General features: G+C 68.4%; 2 protein-coding genes. Both read right to left on the reverse strand.

From position 1 onward, the window contains the following. Positions 1–1,448: AMP-binding protein (locus KDB67_RS09105; protein WP_291015057.1), on the reverse strand; the 1,448-nt coding region annotated here is incomplete at its 3' end. Positions 1,449–1,471: 23 nt separating this feature from the next. Beyond that, the coding region (locus KDB67_RS09110; protein ID WP_291015059.1) for an alpha/beta hydrolase family protein at positions 1,472–2,110 on the reverse strand (639 nt) is incomplete at its 5' end.

The following is a 2,110-nucleotide window of genomic DNA, read 5'->3' on the forward strand; positions in this document are numbered from 1 at the left end:
CCCCGCTCGTTTCTCGGCAACTCGGCGAGTACCACCACGTCGCGGGGAATCATCCACGGCGCCAACGATGCGGACAGCGCCTGGCGGATCTCGGACGGCGACGGCGACCACTTGTCCGGATCGACGGCGACGTGGGCGGTGAGTCGCCCCGCCGCACGATCGGCGGTGACCACGACGTCCGTGGCCCACGGCAGTGCCCGGATGGCCGCCTCCACCTCGGCCGGCTCCACCAGATAGCCGCGCACCTTGATCGCGTCGTCGCGGCGGCCGAGCAGATACAGCTGGCCGTCGTCGTCGAAGCGGCCGAGGTCGCCGGTTCGGTACCTGCGCCGACCATTGCCCAGTGCGGTGAACTTCGCAGCCGTCTGGTCCGGATCGTTGAAGTAGCCGAGCGCCAGGTGGGCCGATTCGACGACCACCTCTCCGACTGTCCCCGGTGGGAGGTCGCGGCCGTCTTCACCGACGATCCGCACGTGCTTGTCCGTGGCCGGCCGACCGACGGGAATGACGCCCGACGGGACTTCGCGTTGCGCCGGAAAGCGATTGAACGCCAGGTTGCCCGTTTCCGAGGATCCCGACCAACTGCAGAACACCCCCGCCGGCATCAGCGTCCGGCGAAGCGTCGCCACATCGTCGCTGTGGACCGGTTCGCCGCACGTCGACAACAACCGGACTGTATCGACCGCGTCGGCCGCCGTCATGTCCGCCAGCCACGAGCGCAGGAGTGACGGCGTGCTGTGGACCGTGGTAGCGGCTTGCTCGACGAGCCATGTGCGCAGGTCCGTGGTCCCCCGGCGCCGCACATCCCAGAGCATCATCGTCGCGCCGTTGAGCAGGGTCATCACCAGACACTCGAAACCGGCGCCGTAGCTGAGCGGCAGCAGCACCGCGGCACGATCCTGCGGGGCCAGCTCGAGGAAATCCCGTCCGTCGACGGCCTGGTTGACCCACGCACGCTGGGCGTAGAGGACCCCTTTGGGTTTACCTGTGGAGCCGGAGGTGAAGATCAGTATCGACGGATCATCGGGACCGGGCTCGGGCCCCTCGACGCCCGGATCCGGAAGTTCGGTGATCTCGGCCGGACTCAGCCTTCGCGCACCCGACAGCCGCAGGATGTGGTCGCGACGTTCGTCGGGGAGGAACGGGTCGAGCAGGATCACCGGATGCCCGGTGCACAACACGGCCAGCACCGAGATGACCGATGCCACATCGGATTCGACTTCCACGGCGATCGGCACGCGGGCATCGTCGACCGCGGCGGCTATGGCCCGGGCCCGCCGATCGGATTCGGCCAGCAGGTGTGCGTAGGTGATCGACTCGTCGGGTGTGCGGACCGCCACCGCCTGACCGCGGTGAGCCGCCATCGCCCGCCAGTGCGCAGCGGTTGTCCGCGCCTGTGCTGTGCTCACGGCATTCTCGCCGCGGGAGTCGGTGGTGTCGAGGCTCATGTGATGGGACTCCCCACGCTCGTTCAGCGACGCAGCGCCGCGTCGAGGGTGGGCCACGACCGGTGCAGTTCGTCCTGCCAGTAGCCCCACGAATGGGTGCCGTTGCCCGACAGGTGGACGGTCGCCGGGATCCGCAGCGACCGGAGCCGCGCGGCCATCGACGTGGTGCAGGTGTGTGCCGCGGCCTCCAACGCCCCGCCCACCACCACCTGCTCGCCGAGCGACGGCGCTCCCGGCGCTTGCAGTCCCGGCTTGTCGTACTTGCCGGCCATGCCGTTGCCGCTCGACAGGTACAGCGTCTGCCCCCGAAGTTTGGCCGCGTTGATGTACGGGTCGTACTTGGTCCACAGCGGCGATCCGAACGGCCCCCACATGTTGTCGACGTTGGCCTTGTTGGCGATGTACACGGTGCCGCGGATGACCGAATAGCCGTCGAGGGTGCTGGTCCGCGCGCAACCGCTGTAGGCGGCGACGCCCTTGTACAGCTTCGGCTCGGCGATCGCGAGATTGAGCACCGAGGTAGCCGACATCGACATCCCGCCGATCACGTTCACGCCACTGGTCCGCAAGGACCTGTCGACAGCGCGGGGCAGTTCGGTGGTCAGGAACGTCTTCCACATCGGCTTGCCGATCACCGGGTCGCGGGCGATCCAGTCGGTGTA

Origin of the sequence: Gordonia sp. (in: high G+C Gram-positive bacteria), from assembly GCF_020438995.1 — a bacterium.
In the GTDB taxonomy this organism is placed as follows: Bacteria; Actinomycetota; Actinomycetes; order Mycobacteriales; family Mycobacteriaceae; genus Gordonia.